This window comes from Actinomadura sp. DC4 (assembly GCF_030406325.1).
In the GTDB taxonomy this organism is placed as follows: Bacteria; Actinomycetota; Actinomycetes; order Streptosporangiales; family Streptosporangiaceae; genus Actinoallomurus.
In genome coordinates, this window is sequence record NZ_JAUEQY010000102.1 from 1 (window position 1) to 542 (window position 542).

At 73.2% G+C, this 542-nt stretch carries 1 protein-coding gene; it reads left to right on the top strand.

What is annotated here, in order from left to right:
- On the top strand, positions 1–542 hold a 542-nt coding region (locus QWU11_RS47145; protein ID WP_290121149.1), incomplete at both ends, for a ketoacyl-synthetase C-terminal extension domain-containing protein.

Genomic DNA, 542 nt, shown 5'->3' on the forward strand with positions numbered 1-542 from the left:
CACCCTCGGCGACCCCATCGAGGCCCAGGCACTACTCGCCACGTACGGGAAGGACCGGCCGTCCGACCGGCCACTGCGGCTCGGCTCGATCAAATCCAACATCGGCCACACCCAGGCCGCCGCCGGCATCGCCGGGATCATCAAAATGGTCCAGGCCATGCGGCACGGGACGCTGCCGCGGACCCTGCACGTGGACCGGCCGTCCACTCACGTCGACTGGCAGGCGGGTGCGGTCTCGCTCCTCGCCGAGCCGGTGCCGTGGCCCGAGAGCGACCGTCCGCGCCGGGCCGCCGTCTCCTCGTTCGGCATCTCCGGAACCAACGCGCACACCATCATCGAGGCCCCGGAACCCGATCCGGAGCCCGAGACCGAGCGGATCGAGGTGGTGGCGCCGTACCTGCTGTCGGGCCGCAGCCCGCAGGCGCTGCGGGACCAGGCGCGGCGGCTCCGCGACCACCTCGCCCGGCACGACGCCGAACCCGCCGACGTCGCCTACACACTCGCCACCGCACGCGCCCACCACCAACACCGCGCCGCCCTCA